At 59.4% G+C, this 23,613-nt stretch carries 23 protein-coding genes; 17 read left to right on the forward strand and 6 right to left on the reverse strand.

Going from position 1 to position 23,613, the window contains the following annotated elements; all coding sequences use genetic code 11:
- The first annotated feature begins 21 nt into the window (after positions 1-21).
- The 10 genes from ACP7E0_RS15955 (at position 22) to ACP7E0_RS16000 (ending at position 11,602) form a co-directional block, all read left to right on the forward strand.
- Positions 22-969 (forward strand): carbohydrate ABC transporter permease, encoded by a 948-nt coding sequence (locus tag ACP7E0_RS15955; protein WP_426126015.1) that lies wholly within the window; start codon positions 22-24, stop codon positions 967-969.
- The gene (locus ACP7E0_RS15960; RefSeq protein WP_426126016.1) at positions 966-1,907 is read left to right on the forward strand and encodes a carbohydrate ABC transporter permease; all 942 of its coding nucleotides are present in this window, start codon (positions 966-968) and stop codon (positions 1,905-1,907) included. Before ACP7E0_RS15955 ends, ACP7E0_RS15960 begins: the two co-directional genes overlap by 4 nt.
- Positions 1,904-2,092, forward strand: coding sequence for a hypothetical protein (locus tag ACP7E0_RS15965; RefSeq protein WP_426126017.1), 189 nt, complete (start codon positions 1,904-1,906; stop codon positions 2,090-2,092). The genes ACP7E0_RS15960 and ACP7E0_RS15965 overlap by 4 nt, the downstream gene beginning before the upstream one ends.
- Positions 2,093-2,094: 2 nt before the next feature.
- A complete protein-coding gene (locus ACP7E0_RS15970; protein WP_426126018.1) occupies positions 2,095-3,192 on the forward strand; it encodes an ABC transporter ATP-binding protein in 1,098 nt (365 codons plus the stop codon).
- A complete protein-coding gene (locus ACP7E0_RS15975) occupies positions 3,185-4,180 on the forward strand; it encodes an ABC transporter ATP-binding protein (RefSeq protein WP_426126019.1) in 996 nt (331 codons plus the stop codon). Before ACP7E0_RS15970 ends, ACP7E0_RS15975 begins: the two co-directional genes overlap by 8 nt.
- A 10-nt stretch (positions 4,181-4,190) precedes the next feature.
- The gene (locus ACP7E0_RS15980; protein ID WP_426126020.1) at positions 4,191-5,810 is read left to right on the forward strand and encodes a dihydroxyacetone kinase subunit DhaK; all 1,620 of its coding nucleotides are present in this window, start codon (positions 4,191-4,193) and stop codon (positions 5,808-5,810) included.
- Between the two features lie 1,034 nt (positions 5,811-6,844).
- The gene (locus ACP7E0_RS15985; RefSeq protein ID WP_426126021.1) at positions 6,845-7,861 is read left to right on the forward strand and encodes an amino acid ABC transporter substrate-binding protein; all 1,017 of its coding nucleotides are present in this window, start codon (positions 6,845-6,847) and stop codon (positions 7,859-7,861) included.
- Between the two features lie 66 nt (positions 7,862-7,927).
- Positions 7,928-9,076, forward strand: coding sequence for an amino acid ABC transporter permease (locus ACP7E0_RS15990; RefSeq protein ID WP_426126022.1), 1,149 nt, complete (start codon positions 7,928-7,930; stop codon positions 9,074-9,076).
- Complete coding sequence (locus tag ACP7E0_RS15995) at positions 9,076-10,170, forward strand: amino acid ABC transporter permease (RefSeq protein ID WP_426126023.1); 1,095 nt, start codon at positions 9,076-9,078, stop codon at positions 10,168-10,170. Before ACP7E0_RS15990 ends, ACP7E0_RS15995 begins: the two co-directional genes overlap by 1 nt.
- On the forward strand, positions 10,163-11,602 hold the full coding sequence (locus tag ACP7E0_RS16000; RefSeq protein WP_426126024.1) for an amidohydrolase family protein: 1,440 nt from the start codon (positions 10,163-10,165) through the stop codon (positions 11,600-11,602). The genes ACP7E0_RS15995 and ACP7E0_RS16000 overlap by 8 nt, the downstream gene beginning before the upstream one ends.
- Before the next feature lie 26 nt (positions 11,603-11,628).
- Here ACP7E0_RS16000 and ACP7E0_RS16005 read toward each other — a convergent pair whose 3' ends face one another.
- Entirely contained in the window at positions 11,629-12,069 is a 441-nt protein-coding gene (locus ACP7E0_RS16005; RefSeq protein WP_426126025.1) for an acyl-CoA thioesterase, read from the reverse strand.
- 175 nt (positions 12,070-12,244) lie between these two features.
- A complete protein-coding gene (locus tag ACP7E0_RS16010) occupies positions 12,245-12,451 on the reverse strand; it encodes a hypothetical protein (RefSeq protein ID WP_426126026.1) in 207 nt (68 codons plus the stop codon).
- Positions 12,452-12,598: 147 nt separating this feature from the next.
- Here ACP7E0_RS16010 and ACP7E0_RS16015 point away from each other — a divergent pair, with 147 nt between their 5' ends.
- From ACP7E0_RS16015 to ACP7E0_RS16035, 5 genes are all read left to right on the forward strand, one after another.
- Positions 12,599-12,883, forward strand: coding sequence for an acylphosphatase (locus tag ACP7E0_RS16015; protein ID WP_426126027.1), 285 nt, complete (start codon positions 12,599-12,601; stop codon positions 12,881-12,883).
- A gap of 231 nt (positions 12,884-13,114) precedes the next feature.
- On the forward strand, positions 13,115-13,366 hold the full coding sequence (locus tag ACP7E0_RS16020) for a helix-turn-helix domain-containing protein (protein WP_426126028.1): 252 nt from the start codon (positions 13,115-13,117) through the stop codon (positions 13,364-13,366).
- A gap of 379 nt (positions 13,367-13,745) precedes the next feature.
- On the forward strand, positions 13,746-14,801 hold the full coding sequence (locus ACP7E0_RS16025; protein ID WP_426126029.1) for an ABC transporter ATP-binding protein: 1,056 nt from the start codon (positions 13,746-13,748) through the stop codon (positions 14,799-14,801).
- 110 nt (positions 14,802-14,911) lie between these two features.
- On the forward strand, positions 14,912-15,934 hold the full coding sequence (locus ACP7E0_RS16030; protein WP_426126030.1) for a Fe(3+) ABC transporter substrate-binding protein: 1,023 nt from the start codon (positions 14,912-14,914) through the stop codon (positions 15,932-15,934).
- Between the two features lie 66 nt (positions 15,935-16,000).
- Positions 16,001-17,659, forward strand: coding sequence for an ABC transporter permease (locus tag ACP7E0_RS16035; protein WP_426126031.1), 1,659 nt, complete (start codon positions 16,001-16,003; stop codon positions 17,657-17,659).
- Positions 17,660-17,702: 43 nt separating this feature from the next.
- On the opposite strand, the gene ACP7E0_RS16040 is transcribed toward ACP7E0_RS16035, so the two are convergent.
- The gene (locus tag ACP7E0_RS16040; RefSeq protein WP_426126032.1) at positions 17,703-18,455 is read right to left on the reverse strand and encodes a MauE/DoxX family redox-associated membrane protein; all 753 of its coding nucleotides are present in this window, start codon (positions 18,453-18,455) and stop codon (positions 17,703-17,705) included.
- A 58-nt stretch (positions 18,456-18,513) separates the two neighbouring features.
- Here ACP7E0_RS16040 and ACP7E0_RS16045 point away from each other — a divergent pair, with 58 nt between their 5' ends.
- Positions 18,514-18,939 carry a MerR family DNA-binding protein gene (locus ACP7E0_RS16045; RefSeq protein ID WP_426126087.1) on the forward strand — a complete coding sequence of 142 codons (426 nt, stop codon included), beginning with the start codon at positions 18,514-18,516 and terminating at the stop codon, positions 18,937-18,939.
- A 17-nt stretch (positions 18,940-18,956) separates the two neighbouring features.
- Here the strand turns inward: ACP7E0_RS16045 and ACP7E0_RS16050 are convergent, their stop codons facing one another.
- The 3 genes from ACP7E0_RS16050 to ACP7E0_RS16060 are packed head-to-tail and all read right to left on the reverse strand — an operon-like array spanning position 18,957 to position 21,647.
- Positions 18,957-19,922 (reverse strand): ornithine cyclodeaminase family protein, encoded by a 966-nt coding sequence (locus ACP7E0_RS16050; protein WP_426126033.1) that lies wholly within the window; start codon positions 19,920-19,922, stop codon positions 18,957-18,959.
- Positions 19,919-20,536, reverse strand: coding sequence for a helix-turn-helix transcriptional regulator (locus ACP7E0_RS16055; RefSeq protein ID WP_426126034.1), 618 nt, complete (start codon positions 20,534-20,536; stop codon positions 19,919-19,921). Before ACP7E0_RS16055 ends, ACP7E0_RS16050 begins: the two co-directional genes overlap by 4 nt.
- Before the next feature lie 4 nt (positions 20,537-20,540).
- Complete coding sequence (locus ACP7E0_RS16060; RefSeq protein WP_426126035.1) at positions 20,541-21,647, reverse strand: aminotransferase class I/II-fold pyridoxal phosphate-dependent enzyme; 1,107 nt, start codon at positions 21,645-21,647, stop codon at positions 20,541-20,543.
- Between the two features lie 405 nt (positions 21,648-22,052).
- Between ACP7E0_RS16060 and ACP7E0_RS16065 the strand changes: the two genes are divergently transcribed.
- Complete coding sequence (locus ACP7E0_RS16065; RefSeq protein ID WP_426126036.1) at positions 22,053-23,579, forward strand: ABC-F family ATP-binding cassette domain-containing protein; 1,527 nt, start codon at positions 22,053-22,055, stop codon at positions 23,577-23,579.
- The last annotated feature ends 34 nt before the right edge of the window (positions 23,580-23,613 follow it).

Below are 23,613 nucleotides of genomic sequence, written 5' to 3' on the forward strand. Positions count from 1 at the left end.
CTTCTGATTTAGGGGACTACCATGCTCGATTCTCCGGCCGATCGGGCCGTGGGCGAAACGCCGCCTCTCGTGTCCAAACGCAGTCAAGGGCTCTCGGACAGAGCGATCGCCTGGCTGTTTGTCGCGCCATCGATCTTCCTGCTGCTCGCCGTCAACATCTTTCCCTTGATCTGGACAGTCCGGCTGAGCTTTACCAACTTCCGCGTCAACCGCCCCAATGCCGAGGTCCAGTTCGTTGGGCTGAAAAATTACATCAGCGTCCTCACAGACGGCGATATCTGGCAGACGATGCAGGCGACGGCCCATTTCCTGATCTGGACGATCGTCCTTCAGGTCCTGATCGGCTTCGCGCTGGCCTATCTGATCAACAAGAAATTCCGCGGCAACGACATGTGGACGACGATTATCGTCCTGCCAATGATGTTGAGCCCCGCAGTCGTCGGAAACTTCTGGACATTCCTCTACCAGCCGCAAATCGGCCTGTTCAACTACGCGGTCGGCTACCTCACCGGAACGGATCCCTCCGCCTTTTCGATGATCGGCGATGTCTCGCTCGCGCCCTGGGCGATTATCATCGTTGATACCTGGATGTGGACACCGTTTGTCATGCTGATCTGCCTGGCGGGTCTGCGTTCCATCCCCGGCAGCATCTATGAAGCGGCCGAATGCGACCGCGCCAGCAAATGGCGGCAGTTCTGGACAATCACCATTCCCATGGTGTTGCCGTTCCTGATGCTCGCGGTGCTTTTCCGGGGCATCGAAAACTTCAAGATGTTCGACCTCGTGGTTCAGCTGACCGGGGGAGGGCCAGGCTCGATCACCGAGTTGACGTCCATCAACCTCAAGCGGGAAGCCTTTGAAAAGTGGCGTACGGGCTATGCGTCGGCCTATGCGGTCATCCTTTTCGTGACAGTCTTCGGCCTTGCGTCGATCTACGTCAAGGCTCTCAACAAGGTGAAACAAAGATGAGCAGCTATTCCGTTACAGAACCATCGGCTCGTCAGAAATGGGCTGCCGGAACGCTGGTCGTCATCTACGCCCTGATCACCATCCTGCCGCTGCTCTGGATCATCGCGACGAGCTTCAAGTCGCCGTCCGATGCCATTGCCTATCCGCCCAAGACCTTCTTCCAGCCGACCCTTGAAGGCTATGTCAACCTGTTCACCACCCGCACCCGGGCGACGGAACAGGATTTGAAGGAGCTCGGCGAGCCGAACACCTGGTATGACCGGATCGTGCGCAAGGATGGGTTCATCATTGCCGGACCATCGCGGTTCCTTGAGCGGTTCTCGAATTCGATGATCATCGGTTTCGGGTCGACCGTTCTGTGTATCGTGCTTGGTACGGCGGCGGCCTATGCCTTCTCGCGCTTCAAGGTCCCGCTGAAGGACGACCTGCTGTTCTTTATCCTGTCGACGCGCATGATGCCGCCGATCGCGGTCGCCATCCCGATCTTCCTGATGTTCCGGTCTCTCGGGCTCAACGATACCCATGCCGGCATGATCCTGCTCTATACCGCCGTCAACCTGTCGCTGGCGGTCTGGCTCCTCAAGGGGTTCATCGACGAGATACCGATCGAATATGAAGAGGCGGCGTTGATCGACGGCTACACGCGCTTCCAGGCTTTCTACAAGGTCGTCCTGCCGCAGGCCATGACCGGCATTGCATCAACAGCGATCTTCTGCCTGATCTTTGCCTGGAACGAGTATGCCTTCGCCGTTCTCCTGACCTCGGGCACGGCCCAGACCGCGCCGCCCTTCATTCCTACCATCATTGGTGTCGGCGGCCAGGATTGGCCGGCGGTTGCCGCAGGCGCGACGCTGTTTCTTGTACCCGTCATGATTTTCACGATTGTCCTTCGCAAGCATCTGCTGCGCGGCATCACATTTGGAGCGGTCCGCAAATGACGGATTTCATCAAGGGACTGCGCGGATTGCGGCGCGGCGCCTGGGAGATGGTCGCATCCATCCTCATCGCGCTCGGCGTGTTCATGCTGATGCAACCGTTCTCGCTGTCACTGTACTCCGCTTCCTTCATTGTCACGCTGGTGGGCACCGTGATGTTCATCATCGTCAGTCATTTTCCGGAGTAACCATGGCACAAATCAGAATTCAGAATGTGCGCAAGGAGTTCGGAGCATTCACTGCCGTCCAGTCCTCCTCGTTTACAGTGGAGGACGGCGAGTTCTTCATGCTGCTCGGACCGTCGGGTTGTGGCAAAACGACAACGTTGCGAATGATGGCGGGGCTCGAACTGCCGACCAGCGGTGAAATCTACATCGATGGCGAGGAAGTCGGCATGAAGCCGGCGAGCCAGCGCGATATCGCCTTCGTCTTCCAGATGTTCGCGCTCTACCCGCATATGAACGTGCGCAAGAATATTTCCTATCCGCTGCTAAGCCAGGGAATGCCTCGGGCCGAGGCGAGGGTACGGGTTGAAGAGGTTGCGCGTATCCTCAAGATCGAAGGTATTCTTGACCGGCCGGTCGGCGGATTGTCGGGCGGTGACCGCCAGCGCGTCGCGCTCGGTCGTGCCATCGTGCGCCGTCCGAAGGCCTTTTTCATGGACGAACCTCTTGGTGCGCTCGATGCGGAATTTCGCGAACATATGGCCGAGGAGCTGCGCGCACTTCACGATCGCATCGGTGCGACTACGGTTTACGTCACCCATGACCAGCTGGAAGCCATGCAGATGGGCGACAAGATCGTCGTCATGAACCATGGTGTCGTTGAACAGTTCGGTAAGCCACAGGACATCTATGATTGGCCAGCCACCAAATTCGTTGCCAAATTCATCGGCTCCCCGGCGATGAACTTCTTCGATTTTGACGGCATGATCGGCATTGGAAGCGATGTCATCGAGCTTTCCGGACACCGGGTTAATGTTCCTGTGTCCAGGCAGGGTGCCAGCGGCAAGCTGACAATGGGCGTTAGGCCTGAGCACATCCGCTTTTCCGATGCGTCGGCCTATCGCGGACGGGTGCTTGCCACGGAATATCTCGGCACGACGCAGATCGTCACGATGGCGACGCCCAACGGGGAGATCAAGGCACGCACGTCGGCTAAGCAATCCGTGAACACAGGCGAGATCATCGGGCTTGAATTCGATCCGCAAACGCTAACCATCTTCGACGACATGAAGGGGCAGGCGCTGCTGTCTGAAGCCAATGAGAGGGTCTTGCGCCATGGTTGATGTGGTTCTTGAAAACGTGACGAAGATATTTGCCGGCCACGCGGCGCTCGACAAGCTGTCGCTGACGATACCGGGCGGTTCCTTCGTTGTTCTCTTGGGCCCGACCGGTGCGGGAAAGACCACGACGCTGCGCATGGTTTCGGGGCTGGATAAACCGGATAGCGGCAATATCTATTTCGCCGGCCGGTCCGTCACGAACCTCACACCCGCCGAGCGCAATGTTGCGATGGTGTTCCAACAATATTCCCTCTACCCGCATTTGACCGTGCGGCAGAATCTCGAATTCCCGTTGAAGTCACCGCTGCTCAGGACGCCTAAGGCCGATATCGACCGCAAGGTGAATTCGATCGCGGAGATGCTGCAGATTTCCCACAAGCTCGACAACAAGGCGACCAATCTTTCGGGCGGCGAGATGCAGCGCGTCTCGATCGGCCGGGCCTTGGTTCGCAATCCGCAGATCTATCTCATGGATGAGCCGCTCAGCTCGCTCGACGCCAAGCTGCGGGCCGACCTGCGGATCGAACTCAAAAGCATTCAGGCGAATTCAGGCGCCACCCTACTTTACGTCACGCATGACCAGATCGAGGCGATGACGATGGCGACCCATATCGGCGTTCTTCACGAAGGTAGGCTGGTGCAATTCGGATCACCGCGCGAAATCTATGAGCGGCCGGTGAGCCTCTATACGGCGACACGGCTCGGTCAGCCGCGGATCAATGTGCTCGCCGCTGATACGTTTCCCGGTTCCCCGCCGGGAGCGGTGAACATCGGCCTGCGCCCGGAGCATATCAGCCAGGGCGATGGTCAGGAGGCACTGGTCAAACGCGTCGAGCATCTCGGCGACCAGACGCGCCTTCATTTGATATTCAAGAAAAACGACATCGTCACCGTGACCGACGCCCATACCAGGCTGAAGAGCGGAGATATCGTCAAAATCCAGCCGGACAAGCCGCTCTACTTCGACGCGGACGGCATGCGCTTAGGTTAAGGGAGCAGATATGGCACAGTTTATCAACAGGCGGGAAAACGTGGTCACCGAGGCGATCGATGGCCTGCTGGCCGTCAGCGGCGGCTCTTTGGTGCGCCTTGATGGCTATCCGCATATTCGCGTGGTTTTGCGCGGTGATTGGGACAAGTCGCAAGTGGCACTGGTATCCGGCGGCGGATCCGGACACGAGCCGGCGCATGCCGGTTTCGTCGGCAAGGGCATGCTGACTGCGGCCGTGTGCGGCGACGTCTTTGCCTCGCCGAGTGTCGATGCCGTTCTCTCCGGCATCCTGGCCGTCACCGGCCCGGCTGGATGCCTTTTGATCGTTAAGAACTACACCGGCGACCGGCTGAACTTCGGCCTGGCGGCAGAGCGCGCCCGTGCCTTCGGCCTCAATGTCAATATGGTCATCATTGGCGATGACGTCGCCTTGCCCGACCTGCCACAGGCGCGTGGTGTGGCTGGAACACTCTTCGTCCACAAGATCGCAGGCGCGCTTGCGCAGGCAGGCGCCGATCTCGAAACGGTGACGGCTGCTGCCCGGCGTGTGATCGCGGGGGTAAAAAGCATCGGCATGTCGCTGGATACGTGCACGGTTCCCGGGTCGCCGAAGGAGGATCGTATTCCCGCCGGCATGGCCGAACTGGGGCTCGGTATCCACGGGGAAGCCGGTGTGGAACAGATCGCATTCGTCGATGCAAAAACGGCCATGGGGGCCGTTGTCAGCAAACTGGCCGCCGGCATCGACGACAGGCCGCATGTTGCACTGATCAATAATCTGGGTGGCACCTCGGCGCTTGAAATGTCGGTGCTGACCCACGAGCTGATTGCCTCGTCGATCGGCAACCGGATTTCCCATGTCGTGGGGCCAGCGCCGATGATGACGTCGCTCGACATGCAGGGCTTTTCTATTTCCCTCTATCCGGCGGATGAGGCGGATATCCAGGCATTGGGCACGCCGGTTTCGATTGCGGCCTGGCCGGGATTGTCCACCGTCAAGCCCATCGTGATTGCAGTGTTGCCGGACGGATTGACGCCGATCACGCCACAGCCGTCCAACCATCAGGAGACGCGCGACTTCCTCATCAATTGCTGCAAGGTCCTGATCGCGGCCGAGGAGGATCTGAACGCGCTTGATGCCAAATCGGGCGATGGCGATACGGGATCCACGCTTGCAGGGGCTGCCCGCGCGCTCATCAGTGCGGTCGACCGCCTGCCGCTCTCGGACCACACCCAGCTCTATCGCGCCATCGGCCAGGAATTGAGCCAGACGATGGGCGGATCGTCCGGTGTCCTGCTTGCCATCTTCTTTGCGGCCGCTGGAGACGCAGCCTCAAGTGGTTTGCCGATGGCCGATTCACTGAAGGCGGGGCTTGCCCGCATGCAGGAAATCGGCGGTGCGCATCTCGGCGACCGGACGATGGTGGACGCGCTTTCACCGGCTCTCGATACGCTTGAGAAAGGTTTCAAGCCGGCGGCAGTCGCGGCGCGCGATGGCGCTAACCTCACGGCAACAATGCTCAAGGCCAAGGCCGGCCGCGCCGCCTATATCAATGCGAAACAACTCGAAGGCCACATCGACCCCGGTGCGGAGGCGGTGGCGCGGCTGTTTGAATATCTGGCGGCGTGAGGCGACCGGGAGGGAGGCGTTGCCCGGCAACGCCTTTCGAATTCTACGCCAACACGATCAGCGCGTTCGTTAGGCGAACGCGACCTTCTAATCGAGGACGCAATCCGGGCCTCGGGCGCGCCAAGGCGGGGGGATCCTGCTTTCTTTAACAGGGCATCGACACAGGCAAAGATGTTTGTCGTTTGCTCGCGCACGGATGCGGAGGGCTTATCGACGGCGACCCGACCAGCCCAAAAACCAAGCCCCCGCAAACGACCGCTTGGCCCATCCGCGTTCCAGTTTTGAAACCTTGAATGTCTATTCCTGAGCTACTCCGGTGTCGTAACGGTCAATCCGTGCGCATCAGTTTTTGCCACTCAGCGCGACGCTGCGGTCATTGTACTGTGGCGACGAACACCGCCGAGAACAGGATCAGCAACGTTGCGACAAGGTTGGTCGCCTGCGGCGAATTGATTCACCCCGTCCGGATTGCTCCAAGACCTCCGCGCAGGAACATTTCGAGCGCTTTCGACGCGACACGCGAGCGCCGCTAAAACCAAGAAACTCGGGAGAGAGTTTGCACAAACTTGAGCTGAGACACAGATACGGGATCTGACGGCCATCCTCTCATTAACGAGGACGAAACAGGCCGCACGGACTCATGCAAAAAAATTGTATACTATTTATTCCGGCATCGGGTCCCAAATTTCGTTATCAAAGTCCATTCTGGTTGATACCGATGAGGCATCACGACAGCCGAATTTCCGAAGTTTCCCTTGAAATAGCCTTCAACACTTCCCGCTAACACAAGTCTTGCCGCCTTTCTCCTGAAACGCTGCGCCTGTTGGGCGAAGATGCATTCCGCCGCAGAGCTAGCCTGCAACCGCAGTTAGTGTACAAAGCCGTCATTCTTTGTATTCGATTTGTTGCAAAATAGTTTTTGTTATTGTACACAATATTCGCGATCGAGAGGATCGCCGATCATGGAGTTTCTGCTGGAGGGCGGGAACGACTGTAGATCGGGAGCAGCAAGTAAAACAATGAGGGAGGGGACTATGAAACATGGATTTCTGCAGATCTGCGCAGTAGCCACAGCGCTTCTGGCAGCCAACGTCGCGCAGGCAGGAACGCTTGATACGGTAAAGGCCCGGGGCAAGCTGGTGTGCGGTGTGTCGCTCGCCACGCCAGGGTTTGCCGCACCAGACGACAAGGGCCGTATGCAGGGTTTCGATGCCGATGTCTGCCGCTCGGTTGCTGCCGCCGTCTTCGGTGATGGTGACAAGATCGAGTTTGTTCCAACCAATATCAATACCCGTTTCCAGGCTCTGCAATCCGGCGAGATCGACATGCTGTCGCGCCAGACAACGCAGACCTTTTCGCGCGAAGCTTCGCTCGGCCTCGATTTCGGCCCGACCGTCTTTTATGACGGCCAGGGCCTGATGGTGGCAAAATCGCTTGGTGTTTCCAGCGCCAAGGAGTTGACGGACGCTGCCATCTGCACGCTGCCGGGTACGACCACCGCGCAGAATCTCAGCGACTTCTTCCGCACGATCGGCGGTAAGTTCGAGCTCGTCGTTTTCGAAAGCCCGGATGAGAACCGGGCCGCTTTCTTCGCTGGCCGATGTGAGGCGATTTCGTCGGATCGCTCTGACCTCGCGTCGATCCGTGCGGTGGCGAACAATCCGGACGACTACATCGTCCTTCCGGAAACGATCTCAAAGGAGCCGCTCGCACCGGCCGTTCGTCAGAACGATTCCAACTGGCGCGATATCATGACGTGGTCCGTTTGGCTGCTGATGGCGGCCGAGGAAAAAGGCATTACCCAGGCGAATGTCGACGAGATGCTGAAAAGCCAGGACCCCGATATCCAGCGCATGCTTGGCGTGACCGATGAACTCGGCGCCATGCTTGGCCTTGATCACAAGTGGGGCTACAACGTCATCAAGGCCGTGGGCAATTATGGCGAGCTCTTCGAGCGCAACCTGGGTGAGAAAACGCGGCTTGGACTGACGCGAGGACCGAACGCGCAGTGGAATGCCGGTGGTCTGGTTTACGCACCGCCGTTCCGTTGAGTACATCGCTCGCGCGCATGAAGCGCGCGAGCTTTCTCCCGTTCGGCAAAACAGCGGCGAGTTTTTATGAGCTTCCTGAATAATATGCGTTTCCGCGCGTTCTGCTATCAGATCAGCGCGATCGGTCTGGTTGTCGCTGTTGCATGGACGATGTTTGCGACAGCGAGTGACAACTTGGCAAAACAGAACATTGCCACCGGCTTCGGCTTTCTGGCGCGTCAGGCCGGTTTCGTCATCAGCGAAACGGCGATCACCTACCAGCCGACCGACAGCATAGCCCGGGCGATCCTTGTCGGTATTGTCAATACTGTAAAGGTTTCGCTGCTTGCGGCAATCCTCGGAACGGTTATGGGGCTTTTCGTCGGCGTGGCGCGCATGTCGCGCAATCCGCTGTTGGCGCGGCTGGCGCTTGTCTATGTCGAGGTGCTGCGAAATGTCCCGCTGCTCCTCTATCTCTTTCTCTGGTATTCGCTGATCATCATGGTGTTTCCGCCGGTCAAACAGGCGCTCAACATCCTGCCCGGTGTCTATCTTTCCAACAGCGGGCTGGTTCTTCCGGCCGTGTTTGTCGAAAACGGCGCTGTAGTTTTCGCATTGTTCGTTTGCGCCGGTATCGCCGCAGCGGTCCTGATCCAGCGTATCAGCCAGCAGCGCCGGCTCACGACCGGAAGGTCCAATCACGGCACGGCCATTGCGTGTCTCGCCCTATTGGTGCCGCCACTCCTACTTTGGATGCTGGGCCTTGTTTCTTTCGGTTGGGACATTCCGCAGGCCGGCAGGTTCCGGCTGACCGGTGGTCTGCATGTGCGGCCGGAATTCGTGGCTTTGCTGTTTGGACTTCTTCTCAGCGTGTCCGCCAGTGTTGCCGAAATCGTCCGCGCTGGCATCCAGGCTATCGGGCCTGGACAGTGGGAGGCCGCCGCCGCACTCGGGCTTCATCGTTCGCGGGTCATGCGGCTGGTCGTGCTGCCGCAGGCCTTGCGCCTGATCATTCCGCCTTTGACGAACACGTACCTGACTGTCTTCAAGAACAGTTCACTGGCGATTGCCATCGGCTATCCGGATCTGGTGATGGTGTCCAACACAGTGATGAACCAGACCGGGCAGGCGATCGAGACCATCGCCATTTTCATGGGTGTGTATCTTGGCCTGTCGATAGCCATTTCGCTGACGATGAACTGGTACAATGCGCGCGTCGCGCTAAAGGAGCGCTGATGGCCGAAACTCAAGCTCTGCCATTACCCGTCGGCACTGCCAAGCCGCCCGTGCGGCGGTCCGGATGGGCCAAGGCCTATTTCGGCACGCCGCTGAATTCCATGATCAGCCTTGTCTCGATGGTTGCGATCTTTTTCCTGGGAAAACTGGCGTTTGGCTGGCTGGTCGTCCATGCCGCCTTCACCGGCGATGCCGCAGCCTGCAAGGCAAGCAGTGGCGCCTGCTGGCCGTTTCTTGCCGAGAAACTCCGCTACATGATCTTCGGTTTCTATCCATTCGAGGAGCAATGGCGGCCGCTGCTGGCGCTAACGCTGTTTCTGGCGAGCTGCCTGATCTCGATGATGCCCCGCGTCTGGAGCCGGGCATTGCTGTATGTGTGGCTGCTGGTTGTTCTGCCGGTTCTCTACGTTCTGATGGCGGGCGGGGTCTTCGGCCTTTCGGCGGTTGCGACATCGAGTTGGGGCGGGTTGCCGCTGTCATTCATGCTTTCCTTCATCGGGCTGGTCTGCGCCCTGCCGCTCGGTATCGGGCTTGCGCTTGCCCGCGCCTCAAGCCTGCCGGCCATTCGCATTCTGGCGGTCGGTTTCATCGAGATTGTCCGCGGCGTTCCCTTGATCAGCATCCTGTTCATGGCGACGGTGATGCTGCCGCTGTTCATGCCGGAGGGCGTGACGATCGACAAGCTCCTGCGTGCTCAGGTCGCCATCATCATCTTTGCCGCCGCTTATATCGCCGAAATCGTTCGCGGCGGCCTGCAGGATGTTCCCGAGGGCCAGTTCGAGGCCGGCTATTCTCTTGGCCTGTCCTACTGGCAGGTCATGCGAAAGATCGTCCTGCCGCAGGCACTGAAGAAAGTCATCCCGCCGATGGTCGGGCTGTTCATCGGCTTCTTCCAGGATACGACACTGGTCACCATTGTCGGCCTGCTTGATTTTCTCGACACGGTGCGCTCTGCGCTGCGGGATCCCGAGTGGCAGGGCATCGCCGTTCTCGAAGGCTATGTCTTCGCCGCCGCCGTCTATTTCACCTTCAGCGCCCTGATGGGCCTGTACAGCCGCTTCCTCGAACAGCATTTCAGGGTCACCCATGGCTAACGAAATTCATGTCATCCGCAACGCCAGCACGATCGTCGCCTATGATGAAAACAGCCAGGGGCATGCCTATCTTTCGGACGGCGACATTGCCTTTGACGCTGGTGGCTTCATCCATGTCGGCGGCCGGTATGACGGTGCGTTCGCGCACGAAATATCCGGCACGGACAAGATGGTGCTGCCCGGTTTCGTCAACGTCCATTGCCATTCCGGCGAAGAGCCGATCTCCAAGGGTCTGTTTGAAGATGAAGGCACGGCAGCTCTCTGGGGCAATGCACTCTACGAATATTCCAACCTGATCGAAATCAGCGATAGCGCGGTTGAAGCCTCCTTGACGGTGATGCTCGGGGATTTGATGCGCAGCGGCGTCACCACTCTTGTCGATATTGCCGGCCCGCACGACAAGTGGCTGCCAACCTTGGCAAGGAGCGGCGCTCGCGCCTATGTCGCGCCCGGTTTCAGAGAAGCGGCCTGGCATGTCGAGGACAGCCGCCGTCTCGATCTCGTCTGGGACAAGGGCAGGGGTTACGAGGCTTTCGCCCGGGCGTTGGAGGTTGTCGACACAGCACGCGCGCATTCATCCGGCAGGCTTGGCGGCATCGTTTCCCCCTCGCAGGTCGAGACATGCTCCGCCGAACTATTGCAGGCAGCGGCAGAGGCGGCGCGGGGACGGAACGTGCCCATCACCGTGCATGCGGCCCAGACGATGGCCGAGCATGAGGAGCTGATGCGCCGGACAGGCCTGACGGCTGTCCAGTATCTCGAAGAGCTGGGCGTACTTGGTGAAGACCTGATCGTCGGCCACTGCATTTTTGTCGATGGCCATTCCTGGACGCGGCAGCGGACCGATATCGATCTCGGCCTGCTTGCAGAGCGCGGTACCACGGTGGCGCACTGCCCCGTCACCTTTTCGCGCAGTGGTATGGTGCTGCAATCGCTCGGCCGCTATCGCCGCCGCGGCGTCAATGTGGCGCTTGGAACCGACAGTTATCCCTTCAACATGCTGGAGGAAATGCGCCAGGCGCTGATCTGCTCGCGGATTGCCGGGCGTTCGGTTTTCGATGTCGGCACGGCTGACGTGTTCGAGGCAGCGACGCTTGCCGGAGCGCGCGCGCTTGGCCGGCGCGATATCGGCCGGATAGCGCTGGGGGCCAAGGCCGATTTTCTGTCGATCGACCTGAAACATTCGTCCATGCAGCCGGTCTACGACCCCTTACGCAACCTTTTGCACTGCGCTGCGGAACGCGCCGTCGAAACGGTCTATGTGGATGGCCGCCCGGTGGTCGAAGGCGGCAGGGTGCTTCATCTTGATTATCACGGTGCTGTCGCCGAACTTCAGGATGCGCAGGATTTTGCTGTCAGACGCCTGCAGGCCAACGATCCGGCAGGGCGGCCGAACGCTCAGTTGGTAAAACGGTCGCTACCGGCGATGTGAGGACCCTCAACGATAGAGCCCTTGGTTCAAAGCTCCTCGTGGCCCAAACCGGCCGCCTTGAAACGTTGTTCGAATTCGCGCCGTAGACTACGCCTCACTTCGGCGGCGCGCTCACGCCGCTTTCTGATTTCGGTGCTCGCTGAATACGCAGGAACATCGGTCGGGCGTCCGTCTGCGTCGACCGCCACCATGGTAAAATAACAGGAATTGGTGTGCCGGCGCTCGCCGGTCCGGATATTCTCTGCCTCGACCCGGATGCCGACCTCCATCGACGTTCGGCCGGCATTGTTAATCGACGCGCGGAAGGTGACGAGTTCGCCGACATGGATCGGCTGACGGAAGACCACCTGATCGACCGACAGCGTCACTGCATATTGCTGCGAATAGCGCGAGGCGCAGGAGTAAGCGACGCGATCGAGCAGATTGAGCAGCGCACCACCATGGACCTTACCACTAAAATTGGCCATGTCTGGCGTCATTAGGACGACCATCTCGAGTTGGCTCGTGTCGTGACCAGTTTCCAAAATGCACCTCTCGGTCGAGTTTCTTGACAACCGTTCGATTATCTACACGTTTTCGGTGGTGTTCAATGCCGGACGCTGGTCCGCCCAGTGCCGGTTGTGTGGACTGCTTCCCTCTAAACTATTCGGCCATCAAGCCGTCAAAGACCTCAAGCATTGCATCGGCGATGGCCTTGCCCAATGCTGAGCCATGTTCCTTCAGCGCCTCCTCGTCCATGTCGCGGGCTGCGAGCGCGAGCGCCGAGCCTTCGGCCATGACGATTTCCTGCGCCCGCTGAATTGCCCATAGGGCGAAATCGCTGCGACCATTGATTTCCACGGTATCCATATCGATTTCCATTGTTGCCAGCGTGTCGAGTGCCTAGTTTTTACCAAAGAGCCCTTTCCATAGCAGGGGAAGGCCACGTTGGAAAACACGCTTGTAATCTTGGATGTATGCTCCAGATTGTTCTGACTGAAATTGACGGAAACGATCATGACGGATGAAGCCAAAGCGGTGTTGGTTCGCATAACCGGGCGTGTCCAGGGTGTCGGTTTCCGGTTTTGGATGCGAGGTCAAGCGCTAAGGCTTGGACTGTCTGGCTGGGTTCGTAACGAAGCCGATGGGTCGGTGGCGGCCTTGATCTGCGGACCTGAAGCAGCGATAAGCACCATGCTGGAGCGCAGTTGGATCGGCCCTCTTGGTGCATCCATTGCCGATGTCGAGGCAAAATCAGCGCCCATTGAGGGCGTGCCACTGGGATTTTGTATCATGAAATAACCAAAGCTAAATCTATGAGAAAATGGTTAAATTCCATTGTTTTTATTGGGTTTTTGCAAGTTTAGTTTGGCGTAAACCAAAACCTTGTGGCTGCTTCATCTAGCGGATGCAGCAATATTTGCTTGTCGATGCCGCACCGCAGCAATAGAAGGAATTCGTATTTTTGCGGTCAGGCATAAAACGGGGAACGATAAACGCAGACGTTCGATTCGTGAACAACAGGAGACTTCCATGTCTATTGCAGTCAATAACTTCGACAATCTCGGCCCTGACGCTGTTTCCGCTGGAACCGTTGCATCCAGGGTCAAAACCTATCGTGAATCTGCCGGTTACAGCATTGAAGACCTCGCCGTGACCTGCGGACTGGCAAATTCTGAGATTTCGGCCATTGAAGATGGCAGCGATGCCGATCCGGCCAAGTTGAGAAGGATTGCCGCAGCACTGCAGATTTCTGTATCGGCCTTGCTGGGAACCGAAGTCTAAGCCGATTGCCGCTCCCCGTCGGTTTACGACGGGCCTGCGGCGAGACGAGCTTTTGACGCAGAGTGTGGCGCCTTTCAGTGACCGCCCGCGCAGACGATCTCCAACAGAAACCGAAAATTTCCTCATCGGGCAGAATGTACTTGCATCGATCGGCTGCTTGCCGCCAAGCATCGTGTGGCGGCAGCCTTTGGCGGATGAGGGGGACAAGGCCGCTGCGGCCATGGCCCTGCCATCCGCGCTGCCGTGATTTGACCGCAGTGCGCGGCGACGTGATTGTCTTTTTCACGAAATATACCGATAAACGGGCACAAACGATGAGTCGTCCTTGCTGTCTGCCGGGCCAGGCTATCGGCCGCACATAGAGGGACTTGATAGGATTTTGACGCCGCATACCCAGGATCGGACGCTTGAGCTCCACAATGTGAGCCGCAGTTTCGGCGCAACCGTTGCGCTCGATGACGTGTCGCTGACGATTGCGTCTGGCGAAATCATCTGCCTCGTTGGCCAGTCCGGCTGCGGAAAGTCGACATTGCTGCGTATGATCGCCGGTGTCGATTTCGTCGATGCCGGCCGCATTCTGTTGAGCGGCCAGGAGGTTTCCGGACCGTCCCGTTTCGTCGAGCCGGAAGACCGCAAGATCGGTTTCGTGTTCCAGGACTTTGCTCTTTTTCCGCATTTGACCGTCGAGCAGAATATCCTGTTCGGCCTGAAACGACGTCCGAAACAGGAGGCCGTAGGCAGAACTGACGACGTGATTGCGCATATCGGCATTGCGCATCTCAAGGGGCGCTATCCGCATATGCTGTCGGGTGGCGAGCAGCAGCGTGTGGCTCTTGCCCGCGCGCTGGCTCCGCAGCCGGGTATCCTGTTGATGGATGAGCCGTTTTCCAATCTTGACCGGGGGCTGAGGGAAAAGGTTCGAGATGAAACTCTGTCGCTCCTGAGAGGCCTCGGTACGACGGTGATCATGGTCACCCACGATCCGGAAGAGGCGCTTTCAGCCGGCGACCGGGTGGTGTTGATGAAGGCCGGCCGGATCGTTCAGATGGGATCGGGTTACGATTTGCATGATCGCCCGGTGTCTGCCTATGCGGCAGAATTCTTCTGTGCTTTCAACAGGATTTCAGGCGTCTATCGCAACGGGCATGTCGAAACTGCGATCGGCCGGTTTGCACACGTGCTGGACGCACGCGAAGGGACGTCGACGACGCTGTATATCCGCCCACAGGGAATTTCGGTCTCACCCGGTCCGGGCGATCTGTCCGGGCAATTGAAAAGCCGCATATTCCTTGGCGAGGTCGAACAGCTTGCCATCACCGTCGACGGGTTGGAGCAACCGCTACAGGTGCGCACCATGCACCGCTTACCGCCGGATACGGAGACGGTCGGCCTGTCCGTTTCGCCAAATAGCTGGCTGGCGTTTCCTGCGGTGTAAGCGGGCGCGCTCTCTTGGCAAGGCGGTTTACGGTAAAGTCACCCACGTAAACTTGACTACTTTCATCAATTAATGCTCGACAGCTTGGCATCGTCCACCTGGAGAGACTTATGAACACGTCAAGCATCGCGAAATCCACCCTGTTTACGGCGTCATTGCTCCTCAGCACGAGCGCTGTCTCGGCTGCCGAACTCAACATATACACGACCCGCGAGCCGGGCCTCATTCAGCCGCTGCTCGATTCGTTCACGGCAGCGACAGGCACTAAGGTCAACACGGTCTTCATGAAGGACGGCTTGGCTGAGCGCGTCGCGACCGAAGGCGCGAGCTCGCCGGCCGATATCCTGATGACGGTCGATGCCGGAAACCTGATCGATCTCGTCGAAAAGGGCATCACCCAGCCGGTCGAATCCACAGTTCTGACAGAATCGATCCCCGCGCAGCTGCGCGATGAGAAGGGTCATTGGTTCGCGCTGTCGATGCGCGCCCGCGTCATCTATGCCGCCAAGGATCTCGACCTGACGGCCTTCAACTATGAAGACCTGGCCGATCCGAAATGGAAGGGCAAGATCTGCATTCGCTCCGGCCAGCATCCCTACAACACAGCTCTGTTTGCCGATCACATCGCCCATTACGGCGCTGAAGCAACCGAAAAGTGGCTGACGGGTCTCAAGGACAATCTTGCCCGCAAGGCCGCCGGTGGCGACCGTGACGGTGCCAAGGACATTCTCGGCGGCATTTGCGATATTGCCATCGCCAACTCCTACTATGTCGGCCTGATGCGCTCGGGCAAGGGTGGCGAAGAGCAGGTTACATGGGGCAATGCCATCAAGGTCGTGCTGCCGACGTTCAAGGATGGCGGCACGCAGGTCAATGTCAGCGGTGCTGCGGTTGCAAAGAACGCACCGAACAAGGCCGAAGCCGTCAAGCTCTTGGAATATCTCGTCTCCGACGAAGCCCAGAAGATCTATGCGGAAGCCAATTTCGAATATCCTGTCAAGGCCGGTGCCGCAGCTGATCCGATCGTCGCTTCGTTCGGCGAGCTGAAGATCGATCCGAAGCCGCTGACGGAAATCGTCAGCCATCGCAAGCAGGCGAGCGAACTGGTCGACAAGGTTGGCTTCGACAACTAAAAGACGGCAGGCGTCCGCGTTATCGGGGGCGCCTTTTCTTGCTGTCAAAAAAATGGATTTCAACCGATGATCAGCGCCGCCCGAAGTTGGCCCAGAGGCCGCGCTGGAGCCCACTGGTTGCTTGGCGCGGGCACAATCGCCTGTCTGGTGATGCTGCCGATCTTTGCCCTGTTCCTGCAGGCGATCCAGGGCTCTGCCGGGCTCTGGTCTCATCTCGTCTCGACCATATTGCCGACCGCCTTGGTGGAAACGGCCATTCTGCTCGGTGGCGTCGGGCTGATCACCGCTATTCTTGGCACGTCCACTGCCTGGTTGGTCACCGCTTATGCCTTTCCCGGTCGCCGCGTGCTCGAATGGGCGCTGTTGCTGCCGCTTGCGGTCCCGACCTACATCATCGCCTATGCCTATCTCGACATCCTGCACCCGATCGGCTCGGTGCAGGGCGCGATCCGCTGGCTGCTTGGCTATTCCACCCCGAGGGAATTCCGCCTGCCGGATGTGCGCTCGATGACGGGCTGCATCCTGCTTCTGGGTTTCGTGCTCTATCCCTATGTCTACATTCCAACGCGGGCGATGTTCCTGACGCAGTCGGCCAATCTGATCGATGCGTCGCGCACACTCGGAATTTCGCGCCGCGCCGTCTTCTGGCATGTCGCACTGCCACTGGCCCGGCCTGCGGTCGCCGTCGGTGTCAGCCTCGCGCTGATGGAAACTCTCAACGACATCGGCGCCTCCGAATTCCTCGGCGTGCGGACGCTGACCGTCTCCATCTACACGACCTGGATCACCCGCACCGACCTGCCCGGGGCATCGCAGATTGCCCTGTCATTGCTGATGGTCGTGGTAGTGCTGGTGGCTTTCGAAAAATGGGCGAGGGGCAAGCAACGCTACTCAACCGGCTCGCAACGCAGCCGCGCCTTCGAGCCGCGCCGGGTGTCCTCTGCAAAAGGTCTGATATTGTTCGCTGCCGGGCTCTCGCCGATCCTCATCGGCTTTGGAGCGCCTGCGATCTATCTCGTTAGCGCGGCGTGGAAGCGGATCGGATTTGCCGGGCTTTCGCCGCGCTTTCTCAACGAAGCCTTCAACACCATCGTTCTTGCCTCAGCCGCCACGGTCATCACGGTGCTGTTCGGCCTGCTCATCTCCTATGCCAGCCGCCTGCGGCCGGGGGCAACGACCACGTGGCTGCAGCGGCTTTCGACGCTCGGCTATGCGGCGCCTGGCACGGTCGTTGCCATTGGCGTTCTGATCGTGCTCGCCACAGTCGATGGTTTCATCGATCGCACGGCAATCGCCTGGTTCGGCGTATCGACGGGCTTGCTGTTCATCGGTTCGGGTGCTGCATTGGTCTATGCATATACCGTCCGGTTCCTCGCCATCTCGGCAGGCGGCATCGATGCAGGTCTGGCGCGTATCCCCGTGTCCTTCGACCATGCCTCGCGGGTCCTTGGCCAATCGGCGGCTGGTACGTTCCGTCATGTCCATCTGCCGTTGTCGAAGGCGGCGATCACGGCCGCCGGTCTGCTGGTCTTCGTGGATTGCGTCAAGGAACTGCCCGCCACGCTGCTGCTGCGGCCGCTCAACGTCGAGACATTCGCAACGCATCTCTATGGCGAAGCCGCAAGGGGCACCTATGAGGAGGCGTCCATCGCGGCTCTGGCCATAGTTGTCATCGGGATACTGCCGGTCATTGTGCTGTCGCGGATGGGGCAGGCCCGCCAGTAACCGCATCGGTCCGGCATGTTTACATGGCATGGTCAATGTTGGTTCAGGTCAGGATCATCGCCAGCATCCAGATCGCCATGGCAACCATCATGACGTTCTCCGTCAGCGAGACGAAGCCGAGCGGCACATTGCTGTCGCCGCCGACGCAGGCGCATTTCAGCTCGCGCTTGTCGATATAGACGGCCTTGAATACCGAGACCGCACCGATTGTACCGATGACCAATGCGACGGGGATCGAGATCCAGTTGAGTGCGCCGGCAATCATCAGGATACCAGCGCCCGCTTCCGCGAAGGGATAGATATAGCTGTAGCGAACCCAGCGCTTGGCGAGCAGGTCATAGTTGAGGAACATCGTCGAAAAACTCTCGATGTTCTGCAGCTTGAGGATCGCCAGCACGGCCATGCTAAAGGCGATGAACCATTCGGCTGCGCGGACCGTGAAAACGCTGCCATGAACGGCATAGCTGGTCGCCAGCGCCATCAGCGCGGTGACGGCGAAAACGGCGATGACCGGCCGGTATGTCACGGCCTTCGGGTTGCGCACGGTCTTGCCTAGATGCCCGCGCAGTTCATCGTAGCCGCCAATCCGGACGCCGTCGATAAAGGTTTGCGGCGTCGTCTGAACGCCGTGTTCGGTCTTGAATGCGTCCGTTTGTTCGCGGGTGGTCAGCCAGCGGTCGTCTACCGCATAACCCTGCCGCTCCAGAAAATCCTTGGCCTTCAGGCCGTAGGGGCAGGTATGTTTATCCATCACCATCCGGTAGAGGGTGGCGGTTTTTGATGTCTTGTCGAGCATATCGCAATCTTTCTTTTCGCTTGGTTCGGTCGATTGCAAAGACTATAAAATCCGTACCATGGTACGGAGTCAAGCGATGAAAGAGACAACGATTGCAGGGTTGGCGCGCGAGGGCGGTGTCGGGGTCGAAACGGTACGCTATTATCAGCGGCGCGGTCTGCTGGGCACGCCGCAGCGCACCGGTGGCGTGGGCCTGGCCGGCGGCATCCGGCGCTACGGCGACGACGACATCCGCCGCCTGCGGTTCATCCGGACGGCCCAGACGGCAGGCTTTACTCTGGACGAGATCGGTGAACTGCTGGCGCTGGATGCCGGCGAGGACCGGCATCGCGCCAATACCCTGGCGCGGGAGCGCATTATTGCACTCGATGCGAAAATTGCCGAACTGAGCGCCGCACGTGCTTCGCTGCTGCGGCTCGCCGATGCCTGCGGCTCCAGCGAAAAAGGCCCGTGTCCGATCATCACGGCGTTCGACCAGGAGTAACGGGATGACGGAGGCTGTCAGTCGGCCCGCGAGCGCCTGTAGGCGTTGAGGACGGCGGTGGCGATAGCGATATCCTGAACAGCGACGCCTGTCAGATCGGCGATGGTGATGTCGCCGGGATGGCCCCGGCCCACGACCTTGCCACCAACCACGGCTCCGAGCTCGCCGCAGTTTTCGGCTGAAATATCCCCAGCTCGGAATGCCGTGGAAAACTCGCCGTGATCGAGAGACTGTTCCAGACTGTCGCAGATGCGGCGGCCGGCACGCGCCACCAGTGCTGCGTCCAGTTCCTGCTTGCCGGGCGCGTCTGCGCCGATTGCGGTAATGTGCGTGCCGGGTTGGATCCATGCATTGCGGATCAATGGTTCGCGGGAGGGTGTGGTTGTGATGATAATCTCGGCGTCACGGCAAAGGCGCTCAAGATCGGAAGACACGCTCGCGTCTATACCTTCGCCGTTGAGCACGTTTGCCGTCTCCCGCGCCTTTTCTTGTGAACGCCCCCAGATGGTGAAGGCAAACCGTGTTTCCGGCATCGCCTGCCGCAGGCAACGGACCTGCCAGCGTGCCTGAATACCGGTTCCGATGATCGCGACCCGCCGCGCATCGGGACGGCAAAGCGCCCGGGTTGCGATGGCGCCGCCAAGGCCTGTGCGAAGGTCTGTGAGAAATCCTTCATCAAGCAGGATCGCCTCGAGCACGCCGGTTTGCGCGGAAAAGGCCAGCATCACGCCGTTCGATGTCGGCAAGCCGATCGATGGATTGCCGTAGAAACCGGCTGCGATCTTGACGACGAAGGTCGGATCGCCGGCGATATGACCGTATTTGATATGGCAATCGCCATCCTTTTCCGGAAAGGCGAGATAGCTGACCGGCGGCATCGTCGCCAGGCCAGCAGATGCGGCGATATAGGCGGCCTGGACGGCCGCATGCGCACTGTCGAGATCTATCAGGGCTTCGATCTCTGATCGCGACAGGATGATCATTCGTCTACCGATCGGTCCTGGTTGAGATACTTGTAGACGGTCGCGCGGCCCATGCCGAGGATGCGCGAGATATAGGCGGCGGAATTCTTGCCGCCGAATGCGCCGTCGCTGGAGAGGTCCTTGACCACCTGTTGCTTCTGCTCGCGGGTCAGCCCAGCGATGATCAGCCCGCGCGACCCTGTCCAGTTCTGGATATATTCGTTGATGCGCTCGTGCCAGTCCTCCTTGAACAGGCTGGCCGGCTTGGCATGGTCGACGGGAACTGATGCAAATGCACTCAATGTCTGCATCACCGCATGAAAATGCGAGACGTCGGCATTGATGCACATTACGGCAATCGGCCGCTCGGCGCTGTCGCGCAGGATGATGCTGATCGACTTGATCCGGCGGCCGTCCCAGTTGACTTTTTCATAGGGGCCGAGAAGCCGTTCACTCGGGCGGAAATCAATTTCGTGCAACAGCGAAGGCTCGCCGATCTCGCGCTTGGAAAAATTCCCGGCGATGTGCGCAGCCGTCTCCGTGTCAAGATCGTGCAGAACGACCTCGACGAACGGCTGGAACAACTGGGCGACGCCATCGCAAACGGCCGCATAGGAGGCGAGTTCAGGCTTCATCCCCTCATGTCCTCATGAAGTCTGCGAGACGCGCCAGCCCGGCCTCTAGATGATGCTTTTGTGCCCCGATGCCGATGCGGACATAGCCGTCGAGACCGTAGACGTCGCCCGGCACCAGCATGACGCTCTTTTGCTCCCGCACGCGATCGACCAGCACCGACGAGTTGATGTCGCGGTTATAGCGGACGAAAGCCATACCGCCGGCACGCGGCGGCAGGTAGGAAAATAGGATATTATGCGCCTCGATCCATGAGGTCAGCAGCGCCCGGTTTTCCCGCAGCAGATGGCGGCTGCGCGACAGGATTTCGGCGCGCTTGTTCGGTTGCAAGACGATATTGGCGATGTGCTCGCTGAGTGCCCCGGTGGTGATCGAGGTATAGTCCTTGCGCTGCCAGGTGCCGTAGATTTCCTTGGCCGGGCCGACCAGCCAGCCGAGCCGCAGGCCCGGCAGCGCCATTGCCTTGGAAAGCCCGGCGGTCACGACGGCTTTTTCGTAGAGATCGGCAAAGCTGATGGACTCTTCGGTATCCAGTTCTGAACCCTTGTAGATCTCGTCGGCATGCAGATAGACGCCGTGTTCGTGGGCGATATCGACGAGTGCAGCCATCGTTTCGCGCGGCAAGAGGCTGCCGGTCGGATTGTTCGGATTGCACAGGCTTATCATCTTGGTTTTCGGCGTCACGGCGGCGCGAACCTCGTCGAGATCGGGCAGCCATCCCAGCTCCTCGCGCAGCACGATCTCCTTGACGGTGACGCCAAGTGCCTTTGCCCAGCCACGGATCTGCAGGTAGTTCGGGACGAACAGCACCAGCTCGTCGCCGGGCTCCAAAAGGGTCATGACAAGGATGAAGTTTGCTTCCGCCGAACCATTGGTGACCATGACGTTTTCACGGTCGCGGTGCTTGTAGAGCCGGGCGATGGTATCGCGCAGCTCGACGCCGCCATTGGTCCAGCCGTAACCGAGTTCGACCTCATGCAGGCCGAGCAGCTGATCGGGTGTGAGCAGTTCCTTCAGTGAATAGGGATGGACGCCGCTGTCGGAGAGATTGAACTCCACGAGGTTTTCATAAAGCGACTGAATCCGTTCGAGCGTGAATTCCTCGATCTGCATGAGTATATCTCCCTGTTGGCTACGCTGCAGGTTTAGCATGGAGAATATAGACTATAAAGTACATAATAGATAAAAAGTCTACATTCTGTGTTGATAGGACCTGATTGCGAATCCCGAAACCGGATGTTATGAGTGCGCTCTATCGAGAAAGGAGGGCTGCGCAATGAACACATTTTTCTGGCACCATCGCCAGCGTGGCCCCGTCAACGCCCTGCAAATGCGTTTGCAGGGCTGACCAAAGTCCGTTTCTCTTAGAAAACCGCCTTCTGGTCTGCCCTTTGTGGCACTGCAGCGCTGATCCTGTTGGTTCGAGCTGCTGTATTTTTCGATCCGCCGCGCGCATCGCATCGATGATGGCTTGAGAGCCCTCGATGGATGTTTGTGCGGCAAGACCAGAGACCGATCATGACCCTTATCAACATCCGCAATCTCGGCATCGTGCTGGGCAGCCCGCTTTTCTCCAGGCTCAGCCTCGTCATCAACGCCGGCGACCGCATCGGCCTCGTCGCCGCCAACGGCCGGGGAAAATCGACGCTGTTTCGCTGCCTTGCCGGCGCCCTTGAGGCGAACGAAGGCGAGATCACCAAGGCACGCGGCCTGACCATCGGCTATGTCGAGCAGAATGTTCCCGCGCGCCTGTTCGATCTGCCCTTTTACGCCGCCGTGCTGGACGCGCTGTCCGGCGACCAGCAGGAGAGCGAAAGCTGGCGTGTCGATGTCGTGCTGGAGGAGCTCGATGTGCCGGAAGCCCTGCGGCAGCGGCCGTTGAAGCAACTGAGCGGCGGCTGGCAGCGTATTGCCATGCTTGCCCGCGTCTGGGTAACCGAGCCGGATGTGCTGATGCTCGACGAGCCGACCAACCATCTCGATCTCGGCAAGATCGCCACGCTTGAGGCGTGGCTGAATGCACTGCCGCGGGACGTGCCGGTCATCATCGCCAGCCATGACCGCGCTTTCCTCGACACGGTCACCAACCGCACGCTCTTTCTCCGCGCCGAACAATCGCAGATCTTTCCGTTGTCTTACACGCGGGCGCGGGTGGCCCTGGATGAGGCCGACGCTGCCGATGAACGCCGCTATCAGCGCGATATCAAGGTCGCCGATCAATTGCGCAAGCAGGCGGCCAAGCTCAACAATATCGGCATCAATTCCGGCAGCGATCTCTTGGTCGTTAAGACCAAGCAGTTGAAGCAGCGGGCGGACAAGCTCGAAGATGCCGGTAAGCCGGCCCATCTGGAGCGCTCAGCCGGGGCGATCAGGCTCGCCAATCGCGGCACCCATGCCAAGGTGTTGATCACGCTGGAGGATGCCACTGTGCAGACGCCGGATGGCGCCTTGTTGTTCAAGATCGGCAAGCAGTTCGTCTGCCAGGGTGACCGGATCGTGCTTCTCGGGGCCAACGGCGCTGGAAAGACCCGCCTTGTCTCGATGCTGCGCAGGGCGGTCGAACAGCCGGAAGTGGCGCTGGATGGCATCAAGGCGACGCCATCGCTGGTTCTCGGCTATGGCGATCAGGCGCTCGCCGATCTTCGCAATGAAGACACCCCGATGGGGACGATCATTCGCCGGTTCGATATCGGCGACCAGCGGGCGCGGGCGCTGCTGGCAGGCGCTGGAATGTCCATCGAGCTTCAGGCCCGGTCGGTCGGGCAGCTGTCGGGTGGTCAGAAGGCACGGCTCGGCATGCTGATCCTGCGGCTGATCAACCCCAACTTCTACCTGCTCGACGAGCCGACCAACCATCTGGATATCGACGGTCAGGAGGCGCTCGAGGGCGAACTGATGGCGCATCAGGCGAGTTGCCTGTTCGTCTCGCACGACCGCAGTTTCGTCCGCTCGGTCGCCAATCGCTTCTGGCTGATCGAAAAGAAGAAGCTGGTCGAGGTTGATAGTCCCGAAGGGTTTTTGGTCGAAGCCGCCAAACAAAACTAGGCGAATAGCGACGGCCGGGAGACCGGCCGTCCCC

It is taken from the genome of Pararhizobium sp. PWRC1-1, assembly GCF_049897905.1.
Classification (GTDB): domain Bacteria; phylum Pseudomonadota; class Alphaproteobacteria; order Rhizobiales; family Rhizobiaceae; genus Pararhizobium.

Bases quoted from the DNA above. Each gene is read 5' to 3' on its own strand.
- ACP7E0_RS16050 (WP_426126033.1), bottom strand. From the start codon at position 19,922: ATGATCATCCTGTCGCGATCAGAGATCGAAGCCCTGATAGATCTCGAC.
- ACP7E0_RS16020 (WP_426126028.1), top strand. From the start codon at position 13,115: ATGTCTATTGCAGTCAATAACTTCGACAATCTCGGCCCTGACGCTGTT.
- ACP7E0_RS16015 (WP_426126027.1), top strand. From the start codon at position 12,599: ATGACGGATGAAGCCAAAGCGGTGTTGGTTCGCATAACCGGGCGTGTC.
- ACP7E0_RS15970 (WP_426126018.1), top strand. From the start codon at position 2,095: ATGGCACAAATCAGAATTCAGAATGTGCGCAAGGAGTTCGGAGCATTC.
- ACP7E0_RS15985 (WP_426126021.1), top strand. From the start codon at position 6,845: ATGAAACATGGATTTCTGCAGATCTGCGCAGTAGCCACAGCGCTTCTG.
- ACP7E0_RS16040 (WP_426126032.1), bottom strand. From the start codon at position 18,455: ATGCTCGACAAGACATCAAAAACCGCCACCCTCTACCGGATGGTGATG.
- ACP7E0_RS16060 (WP_426126035.1), bottom strand. From the start codon at position 21,647: ATGCAGATCGAGGAATTCACGCTCGAACGGATTCAGTCGCTTTATGAA.
- ACP7E0_RS15990 (WP_426126022.1), top strand. From the start codon at position 7,928: ATGAGCTTCCTGAATAATATGCGTTTCCGCGCGTTCTGCTATCAGATC.
- ACP7E0_RS16000 (WP_426126024.1), top strand. From the start codon at position 10,163: ATGGCTAACGAAATTCATGTCATCCGCAACGCCAGCACGATCGTCGCC.
- ACP7E0_RS15960 (WP_426126016.1), top strand. From the start codon at position 966: ATGAGCAGCTATTCCGTTACAGAACCATCGGCTCGTCAGAAATGGGCT.
- ACP7E0_RS16030 (WP_426126030.1), top strand. From the start codon at position 14,912: ATGAACACGTCAAGCATCGCGAAATCCACCCTGTTTACGGCGTCATTG.
- ACP7E0_RS16065 (WP_426126036.1), top strand. From the start codon at position 22,053: ATGACCCTTATCAACATCCGCAATCTCGGCATCGTGCTGGGCAGCCCG.
- ACP7E0_RS16055 (WP_426126034.1), bottom strand. From the start codon at position 20,536: ATGAAGCCTGAACTCGCCTCCTATGCGGCCGTTTGCGATGGCGTCGCC.
- ACP7E0_RS16035 (WP_426126031.1), top strand. From the start codon at position 16,001: ATGATCAGCGCCGCCCGAAGTTGGCCCAGAGGCCGCGCTGGAGCCCAC.
- ACP7E0_RS15955 (WP_426126015.1), top strand. From the start codon at position 22: ATGCTCGATTCTCCGGCCGATCGGGCCGTGGGCGAAACGCCGCCTCTC.
- ACP7E0_RS15975 (WP_426126019.1), top strand. From the start codon at position 3,185: ATGGTTGATGTGGTTCTTGAAAACGTGACGAAGATATTTGCCGGCCAC.
- ACP7E0_RS16045 (WP_426126087.1), top strand. From the start codon at position 18,514: ATGGTACGGAGTCAAGCGATGAAAGAGACAACGATTGCAGGGTTGGCG.
- ACP7E0_RS15965 (WP_426126017.1), top strand. From the start codon at position 1,904: ATGACGGATTTCATCAAGGGACTGCGCGGATTGCGGCGCGGCGCCTGG.
- ACP7E0_RS16005 (WP_426126025.1), bottom strand. From the start codon at position 12,069: ATGGCCAATTTTAGTGGTAAGGTCCATGGTGGTGCGCTGCTCAATCTG.
- ACP7E0_RS15995 (WP_426126023.1), top strand. From the start codon at position 9,076: ATGGCCGAAACTCAAGCTCTGCCATTACCCGTCGGCACTGCCAAGCCG.
- ACP7E0_RS15980 (WP_426126020.1), top strand. From the start codon at position 4,191: ATGGCACAGTTTATCAACAGGCGGGAAAACGTGGTCACCGAGGCGATC.
- ACP7E0_RS16010 (WP_426126026.1), bottom strand. From the start codon at position 12,451: ATGGATACCGTGGAAATCAATGGTCGCAGCGATTTCGCCCTATGGGCA.